Origin of the sequence: Cupriavidus malaysiensis (assembly GCF_001854325.1) — a bacterium.
In the GTDB taxonomy this organism is placed as follows: Bacteria; Pseudomonadota; Gammaproteobacteria; order Burkholderiales; family Burkholderiaceae; genus Cupriavidus; species Cupriavidus malaysiensis.
In genome coordinates this window covers 1307248-1329526 of record NZ_CP017755.1, presented here as the reverse complement: position 1 = coordinate 1329526, position 22279 = coordinate 1307248, and the positions used below count along the sequence as shown (strand labels likewise).

The following is a 22279-nucleotide window of genomic DNA, read 5'->3' as shown; positions in this document are numbered from 1 at the left end:
CCGCTGCCCACTCCACGCTCCACGACTCACGACCCATCATGACGCTCTCCACCCTGCTGCTGTTCGTGCTCGCCTCCGCGCTCGCCATCGTGACGCCCGGCCCCACCGTCCTGCTCGCGCTCAACAACGGTTCGCGCTATGGCGTGCGTGCGGCCTGCTGGGGCATGGCCGGCGCGGTCGCCGCCGACGTGATGCTGGTAACCATCACGGCGGCCGGCCTGGGCGTGCTGCTGGCGGCCTCCGAGTTCGCCTTCCGCGCGCTGAAGTGGGCGGGTGCGGCCTACCTGGCCTATGTCGGCTGGAAACTGCTGCGCGCCCCCGCGCCGGAGGCCGGCGCCCTGGCGCCGCAGCCGGGCCTGGCGGAGGCCCGCGACGGCGCCCGCGCGCATGCGCTGTTCCTGCGCAGCTTCCTGGTGGCGGCGACCAATCCCAAGGCCCTGCTGTTCATGTCGGCCTTCCTGCCGCAGTTCATCGACACGCGCGCCGCGCTGCTGCCGCAGTACGCGCTGATCATGGGCCTGCTGGCCCTGCTCAATGTGCTGGCGATGCTGGGCTACGCCATGCTGGGCGCGCACATGATGCGCCGGCTGCGCGCCAGCGGCATGCGCTGGCTGAACCGTATCTCCGGCGCGGCCCTGATCGGCCTGGCCGCCTCGCTCGCCCTGTTCCGCCGCGCGCAGGCCTGAACATGGGCCGCCGCCTGGCCGGCGCGCCGGCGCGCGCTTGGTCCCGCCTGATCAGCCCCTGGGTCGCCCGTTCGATCGCCCGTTCGATCGCCCGTTCGATCGCCCCCCTCGCCGCCCTGGCGGCCGCGCTGCTGCTCGGTGCCTGCGCCGGCGCGCAGCAGGGTCCGGCGCCCGAGCGCGGCGGCCTGCGCCTGCTCGGCGAACAGCGCCTCGCCTGGCGCCAGGCCTTCGGCGACACCGTCGTCGGTGGCCTGTCCGGCATCGACTACGATGCGCGCAGCGGCACCTGGGTCATGGTCAGCGACGACCGCTCGGTGTTCTCCCCGGCGCGCTTCTACACCGCCACGCTCGACTACGGCAGCCACGGTTTCACGGGGCTGCGGCTGGAGGGCGTCACCCTGCTGCGCCAGCCCGACGGCAGCCTCTTTCCCGATCGCCGCCAGCAGGCGGCGCGCGGCGGCGAGGTGCCCGACTTCGAGTCGATCCGGATCGATCCCGCCGACGGCAGCCTGTGGATCGGCAGCGAGGGCGGCTGCGCGGTGCGCGAGAATCCCGCGCTGCTGCACCTGGCGCGCGACGGCCGCACGCTGTCGCGCTTCGAAGGCCCGGCCATGTTCGACCTGTGCCGCCGCGCCGGCACCGGCACGCGCGACAACCTGGCCTTCGAAGGCCTGACGTTCGCGCGCGACGGCCGTTCGCTGTGGGTGTCGATGGAAGGCCCGCTGTGGCAGGACGGCCCGGTGCCGGCGCGCGGCCAGGGCAGCGTCACGCGGCTGACGCAGTTCACGCGCGCCGGCGGTGTGCTGCGCCAGGTGGCCTACCCGCTCGACGCGCTGCCCGACACACCGGCCGAAGACCCGTCCGCCGTCAACGGCGTCAGCGAGATCCTGGCCGTCGACGACGACCACCTGCTCACGCTCGAACGCGCCGCGGTGCGGCAGCCCGATGGCCGCTACCTGATGTCGCTGCGCCTGTACGAGCTCGACCTGCGCGAGGCCAGCGACATCCAGGCACTGCCCGCCCTGCAGGGCGCCGCCTACCGGCCGGTGCGCAAGCGGCTGGTGCTCGACCTGTCGGAGCTGCCGCTGGCGCGGCTGGACAACCTGGAGGGCATGGCCTGGGGACCGCGCGTGGGCGACGGCTGCGCCACCCTTGTACTGGTCTCCGACGACAACTTCAACCCGGCCCAGGTGACGCAGTTGCTGGCCTTCGATGTACTGCCGGCCAGCGGACTGTGCCGCGCCGGCGCACCGGCTGCACCGCGCTAGCGCCGGCAATCCGGGCATCCGGGCATCCGGGCATCGGCGCGGCCGGCCCGCGCGGCCGGCCAACTTTGCCGCAGGCCGGGCCAATGTCGGCGCCGCGGCGGTCCCGGCGCGGCGGCACGCGCGTATAGTCCTAGTCCATTGCGCGCCGCCGGCGTGCCGCCCTACCCCCGAAGGAGCCCGAGATGAAGACCAAAGCCGCCATCGCCTGGAAAGCCGGCGCCCCGCTGACCATCGAAGACGTCGACCTGGACGGCCCGCGCGCCGGCGAGGTGCTGGTCGAGATCAAGGCCACCGGCATCTGCCACACCGACTACTACACGCTGTCCGGCGCCGATCCCGAAGGCATCTTCCCCGCCATCCTCGGCCACGAAGGCGCCGGCATCGTCACCGACGTGGGCCCGGGCGTGACCTCGCTCAAGCCGGGCGACCACGTGATCCCGCTCTACACGCCCGAGTGCCGCCAGTGCAAGTTCTGCCTGTCGCGCAAGACCAACCTGTGCCAGGCCATCCGCGCCACCCAGGGCAAGGGCCTGATGCCCGACGGCACCTCGCGCTTCTCGCTCGACGGCAAGCCCATCTTCCACTACATGGGCACCTCCACCTTCGCCAACCACATCGTGGTGCCGGAGATCGCGCTGGCCAGGATCCGCCCCGATGCCCCCTTCGACAAGGTCTGCTACATCGGCTGCGGCGTGACCACCGGCGTCGGCGCCGTGATCTTCACCGCCAAGGTCGAGGCGGGCGCCAACGTGGTCGTGTTCGGCCTGGGCGGCATCGGCCTGAACGTGATCCAGGCCGCGAAGATGGTGGGCGCGGACAAGATCATCGGCGTCGACATCAACCCGGGGCGCGAAGCCATGGCGCGCCGGTTCGGCATGACCCACTTCGTCAACCCGAAGGAAGTCGACAACGTGGTCGACCACATCGTGCAGCTGACCGACGGCGGCGCCGACTACTCCTTCGAGTGCATCGGCAACACCCAGGTCATGCGCCAGGCGCTGGAGTGCTGCCACAAGGGCTGGGGCAAGTCCATCATCATCGGCGTGGCCGAGGCCGGCGCCGAGATCTCCACCCGCCCCTTCCAGCTGGTGACCGGACGCGAGTGGAAAGGCTCGGCCTTCGGCGGCGCGCGTGGCCGCACCGACGTGCCGAAGATCGTCGACTGGTACATGGAAGGCAAGCTGAACATCGACGACCTGATCACCCATACGCTGCCGCTGGAACGCATCAACGAAGGCTTCGACCTGATGAAGCGCGGCGAATCGATCCGTTCGGTGGTGCTGTACTGAGGAGGCCGCCGTGGCACTGGAACTGATCTCGGAGCACGGCTGCCACGGAGGCGTGCAGCGCTTCTACCGGCATGACGCGGAGACCATCGGACTGCCGATGCGCTTCTCGGTCTTCCTGCCGCCGCAGGCGCTCGCCGCCGGCGCGCCGCGCGTGCCGGCGCTGTTCTACCTGGCCGGCCTGACCTGCACCGAAGAGACCTTCGCCATCAAGGCCGGCGCCCAGCGCCTGGCCGCCGAGCTGGGCCTGATGCTGGTGGCGCCCGACACCAGCCCGCGCGGCGCCGGCGTGCCGGGCGAGGCCGACAGCTGGGATTTCGGCGTGGGCGCTGGCTTTTACCTCGATGCCAGCGAGGCGCCCTGGTCGCGCCACTGGCGCATGGAAAGCTATATCGTGGACGAGTTGTTCGCGCTGGCCACCACCGTGCTGCCGGCCGACCGCGAGCGCGTGGGCCTGTGCGGCCACTCGATGGGCGGACACGGCGCACTGGTGCTGGCGCAACGCCATCCGCAGCGCTTCCGCTCGGTGTCGGCCTTCGCGCCGATCGCGGCGCCGTCGCGCTGCCCCTGGGGCGAGAAGGCCTTCACCGGCTACCTCGGCGCCGACCGCGCGCGCTGGGCCCGGCACGATGCCAGCGCGCTGATGCAGGCGCAGCCGGCGGCGCCCTTCCCGCTCGGCATCCTGGTCGACCAGGGCCTGGCCGACAGATTCCTCGCCGAGCAGCTGCATCCCGAGGCCTTCGAGGCCGCCTGCGCCGCGGCCGGGCAGCCGCTGACGCTGCGCCGCCATGCGGGCTACGACCACGGCTACTACTTCATCGAGACCTTCATCGACGACCACCTGCGCCACCACGCGGCGCAGCTCGCCGCCTGAGCCCGGCCGGCGCGGGCGCCGGCCCCGGATCCCGATCCTGATCGCCCATCCGCCAGGCACCCGCCTGGCGGTTGGGCGCGCGCGTGCCTAGAATGAAAATGGTCGCTCGTACAGGAGACCGCCATGCTTACCGCGCTCGTTCTTGCGGCGGTCATCGTCGCGCTCTACGTGTTCGCCATCCGGGCCGAGTTCTTCCACAAGTCCCTGCTCTATCCCGAGCACGAGCACCCCGTCCGCTACTGGTGGAACCGGCTGATCCATCACAGGCAGTAGCGCCGCCACGCACGCGCTTCACGGTGGCCGCCATGCTCGAAGTGATCGTCTACGCCGCAACCATCCTCGGCGCCCACCGCCTGATGGTGCAGGCCGGCTGCTTCAGCCAGCCCGTGCTCTACCCCGACCTCGACCATCCGCTGCGCTACTGGTGGGCGCGGCGGGTTGCACAGGACCTGCCCTAGTCCCCGCCCTAGTCCCCGCCCTAGTCCCCGCCCTAGTCCCCGCCCTGGTTCCGGCCCTGGCCCGAGGCCCAGGAAGAAGCCGTGCGGCGCAGCAGGGCGTGCCGGCGCGCCACCGGCATCGGCACGCCGCTCGGATACTGGTGCGATGGCGTGACGAAAATCGCGCGCGGACGGTCGGACGCGGCGCGCGGCGAAGTCCATGCCCCCGCCGTACACCGCCACGCTCGCGCGTACGCGCCGGCCCCGGAGGTGATGCCAACGTCTCCCGCCGCACCGCCGCCGGAGGCGCCTTCGCTTCATCAGGACGTCTGCCGCCCCGGCGACGGCCGCGCAACCCTCAGTCGCCGCGCAGCACCTCGCCGAAGCGGCGGACGGCGTGCTGGATGATGGCCTGCGCGCCGGGCGACCAGCGCCCCATGTCGAAGAAGCCGTGGATCATGCCGGGGCCGGCGATGTAGTCGGCCTCGACACCGGCGGCCCGCAGGGCCTCGGCGTAGGCGGCCCCCGAATCGCGCAGGGGATCGAACTCGGCCGTCACTACCACGGCCGGCGGCAAGCCGGCCAGGCTCGCGGCCTGCAACGGTGCCAGGCGCGGATCCAGGGTCTGGCCAAAGCCGCCCGCATAGTGGCCGTAGAACCAGGCCATGGTGTCGGCTTCGAGGAAGTAGCCCTTGGCGTTCCGCTCCATGCTGGGGTAGACCGCGCCGACGTGGTCCACCGCCGGATAGATGAGGAACTGCGCGGCCAGCCGGATGCCCTGGTCACGCAGCTGCTGCGCCACCACGGCCGAGAAGTTGCCGCCCGCGCTGTCGCCCGCCACGCCGACGGTGCTGCTGCCGCCGAGGTCGGCGGCGTGGGACACGACCCACCGGGCGGCAGCCAGCGCGTCCTCGATGCCGGCGGGGAACGGATGCTCGGGCGCGAGGCGGTAGTCCACCGCCACCACCACCGCGCGTGCGCCCCGGCAGATGTCGCGGCACATATTGTCATGTGTGTCGAGGTCGCCGATGACAAAGCCGCCGCCATGGAAGAAAGCGACGGTGGGAAACGGGCCGGCGCCCTCGGGGCGATAGATACGCGCCTTCAGCGGGCCGGCGGCGCCGTCGACGGTGGTGTCCTGCACGCTGCCGACCGGCACCAGCTGCTCGGGCGTGCGCGTGCCGATGGTCAGCGCCAGGTAGGCGGCGCGCCCTTCTTCGGGCGAGCCTTCGTGCAGGGGCCTGGCGCCTGCGCCGGTCATCATCTGCAGGGCGCCGGCGAGGTGGGGATCGAGGGCCATGGTCATTGTCTCCTTGGATCGGATGGTTTTTCTGGGGAAGGAAAAGCAGGCGCAGCGGCGCTCAACGATACCTCAGCGCTTCGTCGTCGGGCTGCACCGCGGGCAGGATGGAACGCTCTTCGGCGTACTCCATCTGGTGCGTCCACGGGGCGCGGTCGCCTTGGCGGAACAGGTGGTGCTGCGCCCGCATGACGTAGCCGGCATTGAAGTTGGTGGCGTCCATCCAGGGCAGGCGCGGCATGCCGGCGTCGCTGGCGCGCAGCGCGGGCTCGACCATGGTCAGGCCATGCTGCCGCATGTGCGCGATCACCCGGCACACCAGGTCGCAGACCAGGTCCGAGCGCAAGGTCCAGCTCGCGCGGAAGTAGCCCAGGGTGTAGACCATATTGGGAACGCCCTCGATCATCAGGCCCCGATAGGTGACGCGCTGCGTGAAGTCCACCGGCGCGCCGTCGACGCGGAAGGGCACGCCGCCGAAGAAGCGCATATTGAAGCCCGTGGCGGTGACGACGATGTCGGCATCGAGGTGCTCGCCGCTGCTCAGCCGGATGCCGGTGTCGTCGAAGCATTCGATGGTATCGGTGACCACCGACGCCTTGCCGCCACCGATCGCCGTGAACAGGTCGCCGTCCGGCACCACGGCCACGCGCTGCTGCCAGGGGCGGTAGCGCGGGTTGAAATGCTTGTCCACGTCGAAATCGCCGGGCAGGCGGCTGCGGGCCTGCTCGAGCAGGAACTGGCGCAGGTCTTCGGGCTGCTCGAACGACATGCGCACCACCTCGGCGGACTTGGCAATATGCGCGCGCCGCAGGATTTCATGCATCCAGTCCTCGGGCAGGTCCAGCGCCCGCAGCGGCGCTTCCAGCGGGTGGGACCACGGCTCGGCCGAGAAGAAGGTCGGCGAGCGCTGCAGCATGGTCACGTGCGCTGCGTCATCGGCAAGGGCGGGAATCAGCGTGGCCGCGGTGGCACCCGAGCCGATCACGACCACCCGCTTGCCGGTGCAGTCCAGGTCCTGCGGCCAGTGCTGCGGGTGCACCACCTGGCCCTTGAAGTCCTGCATGCCCGGCCATTGCGGCGTGTGGCCCTTGCCATGGTCGTAGTAACCCGAGCACATCCAGAGCATGCCCGCGGTGATCGTCACCGTGTCCCCCGCGGCCTTGCGCGCGACCTCCAGCGTCCAGCGCCGCTGCTGCGACGACCAGTCCGCCGCCGTGACCTTGTGCCCGTAGCGGATGTGCGGCGCCAGCTCGTTTTCCTCGATCACTTCGCCCAGGTAGCGGCGGATCTCCTCGGCCGTGGCGATGGAGCGGCCGCGCCAGGGCTTGAAGCCATAGCCGTAGGTATAGAGGTCGCTGTCCGAGCGGGCGCCCGGATAGCGATGCGTCCACCAGGTCCCGCCAAACCCGTCCATGGCGTCCAGCACGGCAAAGCGGCTTGCGGGAAAGCGCCGGCGCAGGTGCCAGGCGGCGCCGATGCCTGAGATGCCGGCGCCGATGATAAGGAAGTCGAAGTGCTCCGCGGCATCCTGCCGGCCGGTTTGCGTGTCCATGCGATCTGTCTCCTGTCTGGTCTGTCTGTTCTGTGTCGAGCGCTGCCGACCGAGCCAATGCTAGGGTTAAACCTCTGGTCGATTTTGGCTTTACGCGACAAGATTTTGATGTTCCACGACAGGCATCCCGCGATGGCCCCTGATTCGCCACACGCCAATCTCGTCCGCGCGGCCGCGCTGGCCGGCTTCCAGCGGCTGGTCCGCGATCTCGGCGGTGATCCCGACGCCATCCTGCGCGCTTGCGCGCTGGATCCGCGCGACCTCGCCGATCCCGACCGCTACCTCCCCGGCCGCCATGTGGCGCAGGCGATCGAAGCCGCTGCCACCACGCTGGGCGTGGGCGATTTCGGCCTGCGCCTGTCGGCCGCGCAGGAGCTGGAGGCCCTGGGCCTGCTGGTGCTGATCATGCAATCCGCCTCCAGCGTGCGCGAGGGACTCATGCTGGGCGCCAAGTACGTCCACTTCCACAACGCCGGGCTGGGGTACCGGATCTTCATGGATCCGGCCAGCGGGCTGGAATGCGTGGAGGTGTTCCAGCGCATGCAGGCCCAGCCGGGCCTGCCGGAGTTGCCGGAGCTGCCGGAGTTGCCGCAGGTCACGGAGATCTGCGTGGCCTACCAGTGCCGCCTGATCGCCATGCTGTCCGATGGCAAGCTGCAGCCCGCCGCGATCCATTTCCGCCATGGCCCGATCGCCGGCAGCGCCCGCTATCGGCAGCACCTGGGCCAGGTCCCGCGCTTCCACGCCGAGTTCGACGGCATCTCGATCGATCCCCTCGCCTGGCGCCAGAAACTGCCGCGGCACAACCGGCTGTTGCAGGACTTCGTCGAGCGTTTCCTGCTCGGACCGTCGTCCGGCCAGGAGGCTTCGGTCGCCGAACAGGTCGGCAATGTGCTGGGCAACCTGGTCCGCATCGGCATGACAGACCTGGCGACCGTCGCGCGCGCGGTGGGACAGCACCCCAGGACCCTGCAGCGCAGGCTGCATGCCGAAGGCGTGCAGTTCGAGCAGTTGCGGGACGCGGCCAGGATGGTGTGGGCGCGCCAGTTGCTGGCCCAGCCCGGTCTCAAGCTACCGCATATCGCGCAATTGCTGGGATTCTCGGACCAATCGGTGCTCACGCGCGCCTGCCGGCGCTGGTTCGGCGCCGCCCCCAGGCGCTTGCGCCAGGGGGCGGCGTCCCTCACCAGGTAATGGCCGCCATGCGAAACACAGCCCGGTCGAACCCCGCGGCCGCGCCCGGCCCGTATCGGGCGAGCGCCCGGACGGCACGCTGCGGCCGGCGATGACGATGTTCCTCGCGGGCATCGCGCTGGGAACGCCGGCCCGGCGGCGGTACGGCGAAGCGCTGGAAGCACCTGAAGCACCTGAAGCACCTGAAGCACCTGAAGCACCTGGCACGCCTGGAGCGGGCGGTGCTTACCCCCGGATCGCCCGCGTCGGCAGGAAGGCCGGCAGGCACCAGCCCCTCAGCGCCCGGCGCCGAAGCGCTCCCGGTACTCGCGCGGCGTCACGCCGACCTGGCGGACGAAAGCACGCCGCAGCGCCTCGTCCGAACCGAAGCCCGCCTGCGCGGCGATGCCCTTGAGCGCCATGCCGCCCTGTTCCAGCAGGCGCCGCGCGGCTTCCACGCGGGCTGCCTCGATGAAGGCGGCCGGGCTGCTGCCGGTCTCGCGGGTGAACACGCGGCGGAAGTTGCGCTCGCTCATGGCGGCGCGCGCCGCCAGCTCGGCCAGCGTGAAATCGCGCCCGAGGTTGGCCAGGATCCAGTCCTGCACGCCGCGGATGCCGCCATGGGCGGTAGCCTGGCTGGCCAGGTGCACGCTGAACTGGGACTGCCCGCCGGGCCGCTTGAGGAACACCACCAGCTCGCGCGCCAGGTCCAGGGCGATCTCGCGGCCGAGGTCCTCTTCCACCACGGCCAGGGCGAGGTCGATGCCGGCGGTGACGCCCGCCGAGGTCCACAGGTTGCCCTGGCGGATGAAGATGGCGTCGGCATCGACCTCGACGGCGGGAAAGCGCTGGTGCAGCAGGCCGGCGACGCTCCAGTGCGTGGTCGCGCGGCGCCCGTCCAGCAGTCCCGCCGCGGCCAGGAAGAAGGTGCCGGAGCAGAGCGCGATCAGGCGCCCGATGCGCGGCGCGACGGCACGCGCCCAAGGCACGATGGCGGGCGCCTGCGCCAGCGCGCGCTCGATGTCGCGCGCGCCGACGATCAGCGCGATATCCGGCAGCAGCACGGTATCGAGCCGGCCGGTCGCCTCCAGCGTCATCAAGGTGTCGGAGCGCACCGGACCGGTCTCGAGCGAGACCACGCGCACGGCATAGGCCGGCGGCAGGCCGCGCCGCGCCAGCTGGAGGTTGGCGTAGTCGAACACCGTCATCGGGCCGACCGCCTCCATGGCCTTGAAGCCGGGGTACACCACGATGTCCACGCGCCGGAGCGCGGTTTCTGCCTGGGCTTGCATCGATCTGAGCGGAAGGAAACCGGGCGAGTTTACCGCAGCGGCGTCCCCACCCCCGCCACCGCCCCGCCATCGCCGCCGGTTCTTATGCGCCCAGCGCCTTAGTCGGACCGCGTGCAAGCTTGTACCAAACAATTCGTTCAATCGGCCTCGGCCAGTTCTTAGCATGGTGCATCGCCCTCCGCTGCCACCACTCTGGTGTCCTGGAATTCGTGATTCAGGACACCAGCCCACCCCGACGATCGAGGACTGCCATGCATGACGATGCCGACACCGCTGCCGCCCCGCCACCACCATCCCCGCCCGCCGGCACCAGCCGCCGCGGCTGGCTGCGCGCCGCCGGCGCGCTGGCCCTGGCCGGCGGCGCCGCGCCCTTCGTGCTGAGCTCCGGGGCGCGCGCCGCCAGCGGCCAGCCCAAGCCCATCAAGCTGGCCTGGAACGCCAGCTCGGTGTGCCTGTCGCCGGTGGCGTCGGCTCTCAAGGAGGGCATCTTCCGCAACCACGGGCTCGACGTCGAGCTGATCAACTTCGGCGGCTCGACCGACCAGTTGCTGGAAGCCATCGCCACGCGCAAGGCGGACGCTGGCGTGGGCATGGCGCTGCGCTGGCTCAAGCCGCTGGAACAGGGTTTCGACGTCAAGCTCACCGCGGCCACGCACGGCGGCTGCATGCGCCTGCTGACCACGCGCAACTCGGGCGTGACCGACCTCAAGAGCCTGAGGGGCAAGACGGTGGCGGTCAGCGACATGGCCAGCCCGGCCAAGAATTTCTTCTCCATCCTGCTGGCCAAGCGCGGCATCGACCCGGTCCGCGACGTGCAGTGGCGCCAATATCCGGCCGACCTGCTCGGCATCGCGCTGGAGAAGGGCGAGGCGCAGGCCGCGGCCGACGGCGATCCCCGCACCTACCTGCTGCGCAAGGAGCGCAGCCTGGTCGAAGTGGCGACCAACCTGTCGGACGAGTACGCCAGGCGCGCCTGCTGCGTGCTCGGCATCCGCGGCAGCCTGGTGCGCGAGGACAAGGCCACCGCCGCCGCGCTGACGCATGCGGTCCTGCAGGCCCAGGACTGGACCGTGGCCAATCCCGAGGGCGCGGCGCGGCACTTCGCCGAGTTCGCCAAGACCAGCCAGGCCGACGTGGTCGCCATGCTGAAGAGCCATACGCACGGCCACCACCCGGTGGGCGGCGACCTGAAGAAGGAGCTGGCGCTGTACACGGACGAACTCAAGCTGGTCTCCGTGATCCGCCCCGGCACCGATTCCACCAAGTTCGCGGAGCGCATCTATGCCGACGTTCTCAGCTGACGCCCTGGCGGCCAGCCGCACCGTGCCGCTGGACGGCCTCGACGACTTCCCGGCCAGCGCCGCCGCCGACGCGCCGCCGGTGCCGCGACTGTGGCGCGGCGGCCTGCTCGCCGGCGCGGCCTGGCTGGCCGCCGCCGCCGTGGTGCGCTACTGGCCGGAGCCGGAAGACTGGCCGCTGACGCAGGAGACCGCGCTGCTGTTCGCCGCCTTCGCGCTGGCGCTGCTGGTGCTGGCCGTCGCCCACCAGCACCTGGGCGCGCTCGGCGCCGCGCTGCGGCGCGCCGGCCCGTGGCTGGTGGCGCTGGCCGCGCTGACCATCGCCTGGGAGATCGTCACCGCCAAGCTGTTGCTGCTGCCCCGTCCCTTCTTCGCGCCGCCGCAATCGCTGCTGGAGGTCTTCGGCGAGGACTACGGCCGCCTGGCCGAGGCGGTGGCGCATTCGCTGCGGCTGCTCGCCAGCGGCTACCTGCTCGGCGCGCTGGCGGGCTTCCTGACCGGGGTCTCGATCGGCTGGTCGAGCCGCGCCGGCTACTGGGTCCATCCGGTGCTGCGCCTGCTCGGGCCGCTGCCCGCCACCGCCTGGCTGCCGATCGTCTTCTTCGCCTTTCCCAGCAGCGCCAGCGCGGCCACCTTCCTGGTGGCGCTGGCGACCTGGTTCCCGGTCACGGTGCTGACCTGGTCCGGCGTGGCGGCGGTCGACCCGGCCTACTACGACGTGGCCCGCACGCTGGGCGCCAAGGGCCGCTTCCTGGTGCTCAAGGTGGCCGTGCCGGCGGCGCTGCCGAGCGTCTTCGTCGGCCTCTTCATGGGCCTGGGCGCCTCCTTTTCGGTGCTGGTGGTGGCCGAGATGCTGGGCGTGAAATCCGGCCTCGGCTGGTACCTGCAGTGGGCCCAGGGCTGGGCCGCCTACGCCAGCATGTACGCCGCGCTGCTGGTGATGGCGGTGCTGTTCTCAGGCCTGATCACGCTGCTGTTCCGCTCGCGCGACCGCCTGCTGGCCTGGCAGAAGGGAGTGGTCAAATGGTGAGCACCGCCTCCGCCACGGCCGCCGCGCGGCAGGACACCGCGCCCGCCCAGGCCGGCGTGCGTCTCGACATCGAGCAGGTCAGCCATCATTTCGCCCTCGGCAGCCAGGTGCTGCCGGTGCTCAACCGTGTCAGCCTGAGCGCGCAGCCCGGCGAATTCGTCGCCCTGCTCGGCCCCTCCGGCTGCGGCAAGTCCACGCTGCTGCGGCTGGTGGCCGGACTGGAAGCGCCGCGCCGCGGCAGCCTCAAGGTGGACGGCGCGCCGATCGACGGCCCCGATCCGAGCCGCGTGGTGGTATTCCAGGACCCGACCCTCTATCCGTGGCGCACGGTCTGGGACAACGCGGCGCTGGGCCTCGAAGCACGCGGGCTGCTGGCCAGCCAGCGCGAGCGCGTCGATGCCGCGCTGGCGCGCGTGGGCCTGTCCGACTTCGCGCGCGCCTACCCGCGCCAGCTCTCCGGCGGCATGGCCCAGCGCGCGGCGCTGGCCCGCGCCCTGGTCAACGAGCCGCGCCTGCTGATCCTGGACGAGCCGCTCGGCAAGCTCGATTCGCTGACCCGCCTCAGCATGCAGGGCGAGCTGCTGGCCTTGTGGCAACGCGCCGGCTTCACCGCGCTGCTGGTCACCCACGACGTGGAAGAAGCGCTGCTGCTGGCCACGCGCGTGATCGTCTTCAGCGAGCGGCCGGCCCGCGTCACCGCCGAACTGCCGGTGCCGCAGCCCTACCCGCGCCACCGCGACGATCCCGAGCTGATCCGGCTGCGGCGCGAGATCCTGGGCCTGCTCGGCCTGCAGCGGGGCTGGTGAGCCATGGTCCGGGCATGCACGCCGCGATGCGCATGAGCGCGCGCCTGAGCCGCCCGGCGGCTGCCTGGCCGGCCGACGCGCGCCTGGCGCTGGCCGCCGTCGCCATGCTGGCCTGCCTCGCCGCACTGGCCTGGCTGCCGCCGCGCGGCCTGGCGGACCCGGGCCGAGACCAAAGCCGAGGCCGGGCCGCGCACGCTGCCACCGTCGCGCCGCCGCCGCGCCTGCCGGGCCCTGGTCCCCTGCTGCGGCAGGCGCAGGCACGTGGCGTGCTGGTGGTGGGCGTGCCGGCCTATCCGCGCCCCGTGCCGCCCGGCCAACCGCTCGCGCCCGAACCCGACCCCCGCCAGGCCACGCTGGCGGCATGGCTGGCCGGCGCGCTGGGGGTACGCCTGGAGTTGCGCGCCATGCCGGCCTCTGCCACCGCCGGGCGCCACGCCGGTGGCGAGTCCCTGCCGCCCGGCGTCGACCTGGTGCTGGGCGGGCCGCCCCCGGCGGCAGGCGCGGCGCCGCCGCGCGCCACCCTGGCGACTCCGCCCGGCCGCGCACGCGGGGCACTGCTGTCCTTGCGTTTCGCCCCCGTGCTCCGGCTCGACGCGCTGGCCGGCAAGACCGCCTGCGTGGCGCACGCCAGTCCCTACGCCACGCTGCTGCAGGACGCCGGTGCCACGCTGCGGCGCTATCCCTCGCCACTGCAGGCGCTGCTCGCCTTCCGCCGCGGCGAGTGCGCGGTGGCGGCCGAAGACGGCGCGCTGGCGCGGCGGCTGCTGGCCTTGCCGGAATGGCGCGTGTTCCGCGCCGCCCCGCTGCTGCTGAGCGCGCCGCCGGTGCCGCTGCGCCTGCGCGCGCCCGATGCCGGCTCGGTGCGCTACCTGGAAGCCCGCCTGCAGGAACTGGCCCGCAGCGGCCGGCTGGCGGCGCTGGCACGCGACGGCGCGGCCGACACCGCCTTCCAGGTGATGCTGGTCGAGAGCGGCTTGATCTGCCATTGAACGCGGCGCGCCAACCCGCCGCCCTCCGACTCCACAGGAAACCTTCGCCACCCATGACCCGCCATTCCCCAGCCCCGGCGTCCTCGCCCGCTTCCGCCTACGGCCACCCTGCCGCGCCGCCGGCCGCCCCCGGCACGGCCGGCGCCATCGGCACGCCGCCCGCTGCCATCCCGTCCGAGCACACGCTGCGCGAGCTGGCGGCGCGTTTCGCCCGCCGCGCCGCCACCCATGACCGCGAGGGCAGCTTCCCGCACGAGAACTTCGCCGACCTGCACCGGCACGGCCTGCTGGCGCTGACGGTGCCGCGCGCGCTGGGCGGCGCGGGCGCCGGCCTGGACGATGCGCGCCGCGTGGTCCACCACGTGGCCGGCGGCGACGCCGCCACCGCCCTGGTGCTGGTGATGCAACTGCTCAGCCATCACGGCCTGGCGCGCGACACGCACTGGCCGGCCGCGCAGCGCGAGCAGGTGCAGCGCAGCGCCGTCAGCGCGGGCGCCCTGATCAACTCGCTGCGGGTGGAGCCGGAGCTGGGCTCGCCCTCGCGCGGCGGCCTGCCCGCCACCGTGGCCCGCCGCACCGGCGGCGGCTGGCGGCTCGACGGCCACAAGATCTACGCCACCGGCATCCCGGCCCTGCGCTGGCTGGCGGTGTGGGCCCGCACCGACGAAGCACAGCCGCGCACCGGCGTCTTCCTGGTGCCGCGCGAGGCGCCGGGCGTGCGCGTGGTGCCGACCTGGGACCACCTCGGCATGCGCGCCACCGGCAGCCACGACGTGCTGTTCGAGGCGACGCCGCTCGACGCCGATGCGGCGGTCGACCTGCGCGCCCCGGCCGCCTGGGCCGCGCACCAGGATCCGGTGCACGCTGCCTGGACCGCCACCCTGCTGGGCACGCTCTATCACGCCGTGGCCGGCAATGCCCGCGACTGGTTCGTCGACTGGCTCAACCAGCGCGCTCCGGCCAGCCTGGGCGCGCCGCTGGCGACGCTGCCGCGCTTCCAGGAAGCGGTGGGCCGCATCGACGGCTGGCAGCTCGCCAGCCGCCTGCTGCTGGAACGCTGCGCCGCCGACACCGACCGCGGCGAGCCGCCGCCGCTGGCCCAGGGCCACCTGCTCAAGCTGAACGTGACCGACAACGCCATCGCCGCCGTCGAGCTGGCGGTCAGGCTGGCCGGCAATCCGGCGCTGGCGCGCGGCAACCCGCTCGAGCGCCACTACCGCGACGTGCTGTGCAGCCGCATCCATACGCCGCAGAACGACGTCATCCTGACCACCGCCGGCGCCCAGGCCCTGCGCGAGCGCGCCGCCGCGCGGGCGGCCTGAAGGCGCGGCGCCGGCCACCCCGCCAGCCCCCGCCAGCCTCCGCCTGCCACCCCGCCCGTCACCGATACCCTGCGAGGACCAACATGAGCCTGCATCCCAACACGCCACGCCGCGTCGCCATCATCGGCGGCGGCATGGCCGGCACCCTGACCGCCATCCGCCTGCTCGAGACCAGCCAGGCCGCGCTGGCCATCCGCCTGTTCGAGCCGCGTGCCGAAGCCGGGCGCGGCCTGGCCTACGGCACCACCGACCCGGCCCACTACCTGAACGGGCCGGCGCAAAACTTCAGCCTGTATCCCGAGCACCTGGAGCACTTCGCGCAGTGGCTGGTGCAGCGCGGACTGGCCGACGCCGCCGGCGCCGCCGATGCCTTCGTGCCGCGCCATGCCTATGGCGACTACATCCGCGACATGCTGGCGCGCGCCAGCGCCCGTGCCGCCGGCAACGCCAGCTTCGAGCATGTGCGCGCCGAGATCGGCGGCATCGCCATCGGCGCCCCCCATCGCGTGCAGGCGGTGGATGGCCGCGCCTGGGAGGCCGACCATATCGTGCTGGCCACTGGCATTCATCCGGCCCGCCCCCGGCTCGGCGACGGCGAGACGCTCGCCGCCGACGGCCGCTACGTGCCCGATCCCTGGCAGCCGGCCGCGCTGGCGCGGCTGGCGGCGGCGCGCAGCGTCGCCCTGCTGGGCAGCAGCCTGACCATGCTGGACGTGGTGGCGACCCTGGAACGCCACGGCTTCCGCGGCCAGTACCATGCCTTTTCGCGGCGCGCCCTGCTGCCCTGGCTGCGCCATCCGGTCGGTCCCGGCGAGGACTTCCTCGCCGCGGCCGGCGCGGCGGCCCTGGCGGCCCCGCGTGCGCGCGACCTGGTGCGGCGCGTGCGGCGCCAGCGCGACGCGCTGGTGGCGCGCGGCGAAGACTGGCAGGCCATTCCCGGCGCCCTGCGCAACCATATCGCGCCATTGTGGGCGGCGGCTTCGCCCGATGAGCGGCGCCGCTTCCTGCGCCACGTGCGGCCCTTCTGGGACAACCTGCTGCATCGCGCCGCCGCGCCCACCCATGCGGTGCTGGAACAGGTGCGCGCGCAAGGCCGGCTGCACCTGCACCCGGCGCGGGTCAGCGCGCTCGCCGAGCGCGACGGCGGCGTCGGCCTGGCGCTGTCGCGTCCGCTCGCCGACGCGCCGCCGGCGGTCGACGCGGCGGTCAACTGCACCGGCGCCGACTATGGCTGGAATGCCGCCAGCCCGCGCCCGCTGGTGCGCCAGCTGCTGGCCGGCGGCCTGGTGCGCCAGGCGGCGGCCGGCACCGGCATCGATGGCGACGCGCACGGCCATGTGTTCGACCGTGGCGGACGCATCGTGCCCGGCCTCAGCGCCATCGGCGCGCCGCTGCGCGGCGCGCTGTGGGAGTCCGGCACCATCATCGACGTGCGCAACCAGGCCGCCGCGCTGGCCGCGCGGCTGGCGCGGGAACTGCAGCTGCATGCCGGCGCCGACGAGGCGCAGGCGGCCTGAAGGATGGCAGGGCAGAAGACCCGGGGCGCCCCGGCGCCCCAGCCTCAGCGCGCCGGCGCGCGCGGGTCGATGCCGCTGCGCTCGATATCGGCGCGCGCCTCGGGCGAGGCGAGGAAGCGGATCAACGCGCGCCCGGCCTCGGGATGCTCGGCGCCGACCGGGATGCCGGCGGAGAAGGTGGTCACCTTCTGCACCGCCTCCGGGATCTTGCCGACATACTGCGCGCCGGCCACCGGCAGGATCTCGCTGACCTGCTGCAGGCCGACCTCGTAGTCGCCGCTGGCCACCACGCTGGCCACCGGAATGCGCTCGATCTTGTGCGCGCGGCCCTTGACCTGGTCCTCGATGCCGAGCCGCTTGAACAGCTCGCGCTCCACGTAGACACCGCTGGCGCTGTCCGAATAGGCGATCGAGCGGGCGCGCAGCAAGGTGTCGCGCAGCGCATCCACCGTGCCGATGTCTGGCCGCGGCGCTCCGGCGCGCACCGCCAGGCCGATGCGGGAATCGGCCAGGTCCACCTTGCTGCCCGGCTCGACCTTGCCGGCGCGGATCAGGTCGTCCAGCGCCTCGCCCACCATGATCACCACATCGGCCTTCTCGCCGCGCGCCAGGCGGTTGGGGATGGCCTGGGGTGACTGGCCCATGGACGGTCCCCACTCGGTCACCAGCTTGTCACCGCTGGCCTGCTCGAACTTCGGCGCCAGCGCCTTGTAGGCGGCGGTGAAGCCGCCGGAGTTCATCACCTTGACCTCCCCTGCCCGGGCCGCGCCGGCCGGCAGGCCCAGCGCCGCGGCGGCAGCCAGCGCGGCAAGGGCGGCCACGGCGGTACGCCGCGCGCGGGAGGGGATCGTGTCATGGCGGCATTGCCCTGCGCGGGTGGTCGGCATTGTCATCTTGTCTCCGTGTTGGCTTTGGTCTTGGTATCGGCGCGCAAGGACGCGCGGAACGCCGCGGCGGCACTCGCAGCGAAGCCGTCTATCGTGCCACGACTGGCCGCCGGCCGCCAGCAACACGATGCACAGAAGACGTACACGGTGAACCCGCCGACCGATGCCGCCAGCCTAAGGGAAAACGGTGCGCCCCAGGCGCGTGACGGGGCCGGGACACGATCGGGATGCTCGACCGCCAGGCCGGCAAGGAAGAGCCCGGCAGCGAAAGCTCGCCGACGCTGGTCCGATGGTAAATCACCGAGAGGCGGGGGACTGAGCATCATGCCGGCCGCGCTCACATCGCCCGAAAGAAGGTCTGCTGCGCGGCCAGCCACACACTATGGTCGCCTTCAAGAAGATCGTGATAAGCCGCAGCGAGAGCGACGCTGCCGGCGCATGCGCGGTGCAAGAATCGGCGATCTGCCGGCGACCGGGACCGGCGTCATGGCGTTGGGATTTCCTTGTGTCATGGCGCACAGGGCTCCTCGATCTGCGCTTCTGCCACGGGATACATCACCCGGACCCGATTGCGATAAAGACATTGGGCGACAAGCAGCGCTCCCTGATGTCCCTTCTCACGAATATCGCGCCAGATCTCGTTGATACGCAGCACCTCGCCGCCTTCGCGCACGAAGCGGTGATGCTTCTGGTAGACGTGATAACGCACGGCCCGCTCCGTGTCCGATAGCAATTCGCCCTCCAGTTGATGCTCGGCCACCTTGAGCCGCAATTGGAAGGATGCCTGCGTCGGGTTGTAGAGCACCAGGTCGACGAAGTTGTAGAAGATGGCTGCGCCGGAACCGAAGGGCAGCACCCGTCCTTCGTCGGGAAACGGGTCGAAGCTGTGATTGGCCCGTTCGACCAGCTGGAGGGGAGAATGCAGCGCCATCCAGTGGATCAGGTTGCTCAACTGGCAGATGCCGCCGCCGACGCCCTGGCGTGCCTTGCCGAACGAAAGTTCCATGCCGTCGACGAAGCCGCGCGCCCTGCTCGGCCGGCCGAGCAGGCGACAGAAGGAAAAATACTCGCCTGGCGCAATGGTCACACCATCCATGCAGGCGACAGCCAGGCGCAGGTTCACGACCTTGTTGTACTGCAGGGCCAGGTCGCTGTCGCCGAGGCGGCGAATCAGCTTGGAGGTGTGCTTGATGTGGCGGTACGGCAGGTGTTCCCGGCAGGCTCCCAGCCGGGCGTAGCGGCGCCGGGAAACATGCCAGCCAAAGGTGCGGAAGAGTCTCCGCTGCCAGACGCGCAGCGCGTACAAGGCGGGATGGTATAGAGACAGGGGCTTACGCATGGACTTTCCTGGTGCCGGTGCGACCTGCGGACGGCGCGCGCCCGCCACAAGCGCGCCGTGCGCGGATGCCTGTGCCCTCCATCGCGCGCTAACCACACTTCCGGATCTTCACTGCGGCGGCAGGCCACTGCACGCGGCCGCCGGCGTCGAGAATCACAGGCACGCGCCCGCATAGCCAGGCACTGTGCGCGACCAGCTTGCCGCGCGTGTCGATCAGGCCGATATTGCCTTGGCGCAGCACGACCGCCCGTCCCTCAGAGAAAGCCTGCACCTGCTCGAACACCGGCGGGATGGCGACCTTGCCCCGGCGGTCCAGGAAGCCCATCCGGATCGGCGGGTCTTCCGCATCGTCTCCCTGTCGCGCGCGATTGCGCCGCTCCGACGGATGGCGGCCAGCCACCTGCTCGAACGCGGCAAGGCCTTCGCTCATGGCGTCAATCTTCTTGTAGGGATACTGACCCAGCACGTTGCCGAATCGATCGGCCAGGGCGACCGCATTCTTCTCCCGGGCGTTGCGGGGCGTGAAAGTGATGACGTCCTCGGAAAAACGGCTGTACCAAGGCACCTGGCCGGGCAGGCGTATCCGCTCCTTGAAGTCAAAGCCGTAGAACACGGTGACTTCATCGTCCAGGTACGCGTTCTCGGTACGCGACCACCACCATTGCGATGGATCATCGTGCGCGATAGCGAGCGGCAGCGGCGCGCTGGCCGTCGAACGGCGCCCGTGGATGTCGACCAGCACGCGCTCCGCCCCCGAACGCGTCTGCTCGTAGGGCAAATCCCCCTCCCCCGACAGCACCAGCGTTGCCAGTGGCGACGACCACTCGCCCCGGGCATCGAGCAGGCCGTACTGCGCGGGCTCGACTACCGTGAACATCTTTCCCGCGGGCCGAATCTCTTCGTATTGCGCCGCAAGCAGCATCTGGCCGTCCGGCGCCATCAGCCCCTTGTACTTTTCATCCTGGGTCAAGCGCAGCATGCCGTGCTCGTCGTCGTACTCGATGGCACTGTAGCCGGGCGCCAGCAGCTCCCGGCCTTTCGGGTCCAGCCAACCGAACAGGCGACCGTGGGTTTCGCCATCCGTGAAGTTGGCCTCGCTACGCCAGCCGACCAGGCGGCCGTCGGTGTCGAGGACCGGCTCCAGGCGGTTGTCGAAACGCGGAGGCACGACCCACCCGCCCTTGTCGTCCAACAGCCCCCAGCGTCGGGCGTCCGGAGCGCGAGCGCTGGCCAGGCCATCATGAAAATCCTTGAGTTCCGCCACGCCGGCCATGGTGATCCGGGTGATCTCGCCAGTCGCCAGATCCAAGCGGACAAGCCCGTCGTCGTCATGGCCGGCCTGCCCCAGGAAGACACCTTGGCTCGCTCGCCTGACTCCCTGTACATCCTCGGGCAAGAGGTGGCGCTTGCCATCGTCTTCCACCACGACCAGCCGCTCGCCCTCGCGGGCGAGCGCGGCGCCATCGTGAAACGGGGACAGGCGGCGATACTGCGGCGGGACGACCCACTGGCCGCGCCCGTCGATGGCACCCCACCCTCCCATCGTGTACATCACCAGCGGCCCCTCGACCCCCTCGCCTCCCGAGGAAGGCTGGCGGTAATCGAGCACATCGCTGTCGTAGGTCCACTCGGGATCGGAAACGAGCTTGCCGTCCCGGGTGATGACCTGGATTTCGCTGTAGCCCCTGACCACCAGGGCCAGAGGCAACAGTTCGGGTCGGCTGCCGTCTGTTGCTGTCGCCGCCTTGCCGGAAGCCATCAGGAACACGCGGTCATACCGCCCCGTCAGCGCCTGATCGCCTTGCAAGGCGGGGGCTTCGCTGGAAAAGACCAGCTGGCCTGCCGTGTCGAAGATTTCGAATTGCAGCGGCGCGCGCTTGTCGTCCTCGTCCGTGGCGGCCGACTCGTCTTCGGACACCTTCTCGACCAACAGGAGATGCGTGCCCGATGCATACGCAGCCGGCATGGCGATACGGCTGCGAACCATGCCCGCCGCGGCATGGAATGCCCAGCTCCGGTCGCAGCCCGCCACGACATGCCATTGCATCGGCCCCACGGGGAACTGGACCTGCACCGCCTGCAGGCGCGGGCAGGTGGCGGCCGACAACAGTACCCGTCCGTCCTGGCCGATGATGTCGCTGCCGCCCTCCTCGGCATAGCTGGCCTGGAAGCCGCCCCAGGTGTCCCGCGTGATCTGCTCGTACTTCGGGGGCAGTACGAAGCGGCCATGCCGGTCGATCAGCCCGACGCTTGGCCTGGACTGGCTGCTGCCATCGGCCCCCGCGTGCGCCGGGGCGGCTGCCTGTGCGATGGCCAGGCCATCCTGAAACGCCCCGATCGCGGCGAAACGCGCGGGCACCACCCAGCGTCCCTGGATGTCCACCGCGCCCCAGAGCGCATCGGCGCCGCTCTGTCCAGGCTGCGCCGCGGGAAAAAGGTCCTCGCCTTCGTCGTAGAAGGCACGCATGGCCTGCGGCACCGGCAACCGCCCTTCATCGCGACGCCAGATCCAGCCCGCACCTTCGCGCTTGGCCCGGTAGAGACCCCGGGCATCCGGAAACAAGTCGACCTCCAGGCCGGCCTCGAAGCGCTTGACGACCTGTCCCTGCCGATCGATCAGCAGGTAGCCTTGGCCACGCTCGCTGACCACGGCCGTTTCCCCCCGGAAGGGCCCTGCCTGCTCGTAGGCCGGCGCGATGACCCATTGGCCGTGGCGGCCGATGTAGCCCCAGGCATCGTCCTCCCCCATGGCAGCGGCTGAGCCGCCGGAGAAATCGTGGACGTAGCTGAACCTGGGAGGAATGACCAGTTCGCCGGTCTTGTCGACGAAGCCCCAGAGCCCTTCCAGCTTGACTGCCGCCAAACCTTCCGAAAAATCACGCGCATCATCGAAACGCGGCTCGCCGGCCAGTTTTCCGGACTTATCCAAGAAGCCCCACCCGCCGCCGATCTCGAAGCGCGCCATGCCCTCTTGCACGGCGCACAAGGCTTGGATGGCCGAGTCATCGCTCGACGGCATCTCGCACGGCGCCGCCTGCGCCACGCCACCGGCCAGCGCCAGCCAGAACAGCGCCATCGAAGCCCCCGCACGCCGACGGCCAGGGCGGCTACGACGGATACGACGGATACGGTGGCTATGACAGACACGCAGGAGAGCCAGCCATGAAGATCGCGATGAGGTCATACACATAGGTATCCGGGGAATGTGAAAACGAGCCTGCGG

At 71.4% G+C, this 22279-nt stretch carries 19 protein-coding genes; 13 read left to right on the top strand and 6 right to left on the bottom strand.

Annotated elements, in window-relative coordinates:
• Nucleotides 1-38: 38 nt before the first annotated feature.
• From BKK80_RS25470 to BKK80_RS37035, 6 genes are all read left to right on the top strand, one after another.
• Nucleotides 39-686, top strand: coding sequence for a LysE family translocator (locus BKK80_RS25470; protein ID WP_071020933.1), 648 nt, complete (start codon nt 39-41; stop codon nt 684-686).
• A 2-nt stretch (nt 687-688) separates the two neighbouring features.
• On the top strand, nt 689-1954 hold the full coding sequence (locus BKK80_RS25465; RefSeq protein WP_084545752.1) for an esterase-like activity of phytase family protein: 1266 nt from the start codon (nt 689-691) through the stop codon (nt 1952-1954).
• A gap of 182 nt (nt 1955-2136) precedes the next feature.
• Nucleotides 2137-3243, top strand: a complete 1107-nt coding sequence (locus tag BKK80_RS25460) for an S-(hydroxymethyl)glutathione dehydrogenase/class III alcohol dehydrogenase (protein WP_071020936.1) — start codon at nt 2137-2139, stop codon at nt 3241-3243.
• Nucleotides 3244-3259: 16 nt separating this feature from the next.
• Nucleotides 3260-4114, top strand: a complete 855-nt coding sequence (fghA, locus tag BKK80_RS25455; protein WP_071073299.1) for an S-formylglutathione hydrolase — start codon at nt 3260-3262, stop codon at nt 4112-4114.
• A 123-nt stretch (nt 4115-4237) separates the two neighbouring features.
• Complete coding sequence (locus BKK80_RS36705) at nt 4238-4387, top strand: hypothetical protein (RefSeq protein WP_156811501.1); 150 nt, start codon at nt 4238-4240, stop codon at nt 4385-4387.
• 32 nt (nt 4388-4419) lie between these two features.
• On the top strand, nt 4420-4572 hold the full coding sequence (locus BKK80_RS37035; RefSeq protein ID WP_162287350.1) for a hypothetical protein: 153 nt from the start codon (nt 4420-4422) through the stop codon (nt 4570-4572).
• A gap of 337 nt (nt 4573-4909) precedes the next feature.
• On the opposite strand, the gene BKK80_RS25450 is transcribed toward BKK80_RS37035, so the two are convergent.
• A complete protein-coding gene (locus tag BKK80_RS25450; protein WP_071040484.1) occupies nt 4910-5851 on the bottom strand; it encodes an alpha/beta hydrolase in 942 nt (313 codons plus the stop codon).
• Nucleotides 5852-5912: 61 nt separating this feature from the next.
• Complete coding sequence (locus BKK80_RS25445) at nt 5913-7403, bottom strand: flavin-containing monooxygenase (protein WP_071071798.1); 1491 nt, start codon at nt 7401-7403, stop codon at nt 5913-5915.
• Nucleotides 7404-7535: 132 nt separating this feature from the next.
• Between BKK80_RS25445 and BKK80_RS25440 the strand changes: the two genes are divergently transcribed.
• Nucleotides 7536-8597 (top strand): AraC family transcriptional regulator, encoded by a 1062-nt coding sequence (locus BKK80_RS25440; protein ID WP_071020941.1) that lies wholly within the window; start codon nt 7536-7538, stop codon nt 8595-8597.
• A 275-nt stretch (nt 8598-8872) separates the two neighbouring features.
• Here the strand turns inward: BKK80_RS25440 and BKK80_RS25435 are convergent, their stop codons facing one another.
• The gene (locus BKK80_RS25435; protein WP_071020944.1) at nt 8873-9868 is read right to left on the bottom strand and encodes a GlxA family transcriptional regulator; all 996 of its coding nucleotides are present in this window, start codon (nt 9866-9868) and stop codon (nt 8873-8875) included.
• 251 nt (nt 9869-10119) lie between these two features.
• On the opposite strand from BKK80_RS25435, the gene BKK80_RS25430 reads away from it, so the two are divergent.
• The 6 genes from BKK80_RS25430 to BKK80_RS25405 all read left to right on the top strand — a co-directional run bounded on the left by BKK80_RS25430 (nt 10120) and on the right by BKK80_RS25405 (nt 16830).
• Complete coding sequence (locus tag BKK80_RS25430) at nt 10120-11169, top strand: ABC transporter substrate-binding protein (protein ID WP_071071796.1); 1050 nt, start codon at nt 10120-10122, stop codon at nt 11167-11169.
• Nucleotides 11150-12196, top strand: coding sequence for an ABC transporter permease (locus tag BKK80_RS25425; protein WP_083384607.1), 1047 nt, complete (start codon nt 11150-11152; stop codon nt 12194-12196). The genes BKK80_RS25430 and BKK80_RS25425 overlap by 20 nt, the downstream gene beginning before the upstream one ends.
• Nucleotides 12190-13002, top strand: coding sequence for an ABC transporter ATP-binding protein (locus tag BKK80_RS25420; protein WP_071071793.1), 813 nt, complete (start codon nt 12190-12192; stop codon nt 13000-13002). Before BKK80_RS25425 ends, BKK80_RS25420 begins: the two co-directional genes overlap by 7 nt.
• A complete protein-coding gene (locus tag BKK80_RS25415) occupies nt 12999-13991 on the top strand; it encodes a type 2 periplasmic-binding domain-containing protein (protein ID WP_157903339.1) in 993 nt (330 codons plus the stop codon). Before BKK80_RS25420 ends, BKK80_RS25415 begins: the two co-directional genes overlap by 4 nt.
• A 53-nt stretch (nt 13992-14044) precedes the next feature.
• The gene (locus BKK80_RS25410) at nt 14045-15313 is read left to right on the top strand and encodes an acyl-CoA dehydrogenase family protein (protein ID WP_157903338.1); all 1269 of its coding nucleotides are present in this window, start codon (nt 14045-14047) and stop codon (nt 15311-15313) included.
• 83 nt (nt 15314-15396) lie between these two features.
• On the top strand, nt 15397-16830 hold the full coding sequence (locus tag BKK80_RS25405; RefSeq protein WP_071020954.1) for an FAD/NAD(P)-binding protein: 1434 nt from the start codon (nt 15397-15399) through the stop codon (nt 16828-16830).
• A 44-nt stretch (nt 16831-16874) separates the two neighbouring features.
• Here BKK80_RS25405 and BKK80_RS25400 read toward each other — a convergent pair whose 3' ends face one another.
• From BKK80_RS25400 to BKK80_RS25390, 3 genes are all read right to left on the bottom strand, one after another.
• Nucleotides 16875-17717 (bottom strand): substrate-binding domain-containing protein, encoded by an 843-nt coding sequence (locus tag BKK80_RS25400; RefSeq protein WP_157903417.1) that lies wholly within the window; start codon nt 17715-17717, stop codon nt 16875-16877.
• A 508-nt stretch (nt 17718-18225) separates the two neighbouring features.
• The gene (locus BKK80_RS25395; protein ID WP_071071789.1) at nt 18226-19056 is read right to left on the bottom strand and encodes a VanW family protein; all 831 of its coding nucleotides are present in this window, start codon (nt 19054-19056) and stop codon (nt 18226-18228) included.
• A gap of 88 nt (nt 19057-19144) precedes the next feature.
• Entirely contained in the window at nt 19145-22132 is a 2988-nt protein-coding gene (locus BKK80_RS25390) for a WG repeat-containing protein (protein WP_071071787.1), read from the bottom strand.
• Between the last annotated feature and the right edge of the window lie 147 nt (nt 22133-22279).

Excerpts from the sequence above, each read along its gene's own strand:
- BKK80_RS25470 (WP_071020933.1), top strand. The coding sequence starts at position 39 with ATGACGCTCTCCACCCTGCTGCTGTTCGTGCTCGCCTCCGCGCTCGCC.
- BKK80_RS25465 (WP_084545752.1), top strand. The coding sequence starts at position 689 with ATGGGCCGCCGCCTGGCCGGCGCGCCGGCGCGCGCTTGGTCCCGCCTG.
- BKK80_RS25460 (WP_071020936.1), top strand. The coding sequence starts at position 2,137 with ATGAAGACCAAAGCCGCCATCGCCTGGAAAGCCGGCGCCCCGCTGACC.
- BKK80_RS36705 (WP_156811501.1), top strand. The coding sequence starts at position 4,238 with ATGCTTACCGCGCTCGTTCTTGCGGCGGTCATCGTCGCGCTCTACGTG.
- BKK80_RS37035 (WP_162287350.1), top strand. The coding sequence starts at position 4,420 with ATGCTCGAAGTGATCGTCTACGCCGCAACCATCCTCGGCGCCCACCGC.
- BKK80_RS25450 (WP_071040484.1), bottom strand. The coding sequence starts at position 5,851 with ATGGCCCTCGATCCCCACCTCGCCGGCGCCCTGCAGATGATGACCGGC.
- BKK80_RS25445 (WP_071071798.1), bottom strand. The coding sequence starts at position 7,403 with ATGGACACGCAAACCGGCCGGCAGGATGCCGCGGAGCACTTCGACTTC.
- BKK80_RS25440 (WP_071020941.1), top strand. The coding sequence starts at position 7,536 with ATGGCCCCTGATTCGCCACACGCCAATCTCGTCCGCGCGGCCGCGCTG.
- BKK80_RS25435 (WP_071020944.1), bottom strand. The coding sequence starts at position 9,868 with ATGCAAGCCCAGGCAGAAACCGCGCTCCGGCGCGTGGACATCGTGGTG.
- BKK80_RS25430 (WP_071071796.1), top strand. The coding sequence starts at position 10,120 with ATGCATGACGATGCCGACACCGCTGCCGCCCCGCCACCACCATCCCCG.
- BKK80_RS25425 (WP_083384607.1), top strand. The coding sequence starts at position 11,150 with ATGCCGACGTTCTCAGCTGACGCCCTGGCGGCCAGCCGCACCGTGCCG.
- BKK80_RS25420 (WP_071071793.1), top strand. The coding sequence starts at position 12,190 with ATGGTGAGCACCGCCTCCGCCACGGCCGCCGCGCGGCAGGACACCGCG.
- BKK80_RS25410 (WP_157903338.1), top strand. The coding sequence starts at position 14,045 with ATGACCCGCCATTCCCCAGCCCCGGCGTCCTCGCCCGCTTCCGCCTAC.
- BKK80_RS25405 (WP_071020954.1), top strand. The coding sequence starts at position 15,397 with ATGAGCCTGCATCCCAACACGCCACGCCGCGTCGCCATCATCGGCGGC.
- BKK80_RS25400 (WP_157903417.1), bottom strand. The coding sequence starts at position 17,717 with ATGCCGACCACCCGCGCAGGGCAATGCCGCCATGACACGATCCCCTCC.
- BKK80_RS25395 (WP_071071789.1), bottom strand. The coding sequence starts at position 19,056 with ATGCGTAAGCCCCTGTCTCTATACCATCCCGCCTTGTACGCGCTGCGC.
- BKK80_RS25390 (WP_071071787.1), bottom strand. The coding sequence starts at position 22,132 with ATGGCGCTGTTCTGGCTGGCGCTGGCCGGTGGCGTGGCGCAGGCGGCG.